General features: G+C 68.3%; 1 protein-coding gene. It reads left to right on the top strand.

Annotated elements, in window-relative coordinates:
- On the top strand, nucleotides 1–439 hold a 439-nt coding region (locus FY251_RS21495), incomplete at both ends, for an enolase C-terminal domain-like protein (protein ID WP_305037596.1).

Below are 439 nucleotides of genomic sequence, written 5' to 3'. Positions count from 1 at the left end.
GGGTGTACCAGTGGATCGGCGGTGACGAGCCCTCTGACGTGGCCAGCGCCGCTCGGGAACAGGTCGACGCCGGGTTCACGGCGCTGAAGATGAACGCGACGCCCGAGATCGAGCGCGTCGACAACCCGGCCACTGTCGAGGCCGCCGCGACCCGCCTCCGGGAGGTCAGGGAGGCCGTCGGCCCGGAGGTCGACATCGGCGTCGACTTCCACGGCCGCGTCACGAAGCCAATGGTCAAGCGCCTGGCGTCCGCGATGGAGCCCTACGAACCGATGTTCATCGAGGAACCGGTGTTGCCCGAACACAACGACGCGCTGCCGGCGCTTGCGGCCCACACCGACATCCCGATTGCGACCGGCGAGCGGATGTATTCGCGCTGGGACTACAAGGAGGTGTTCGAGGACGGGGCCGTCGACGTGATCCAGCCGGACCTCTCCCA

The organism is Haloferax sp. KTX1, from assembly GCF_902410085.1.
GTDB lineage: Archaea > Halobacteriota > Halobacteria > Halobacteriales > Haloferacaceae > Haloferax > Haloferax massiliensis.
The sequence above is the reverse complement of the archived record's forward strand: the minus strand, read 5'-3'. Positions and strand labels throughout refer to the sequence as shown.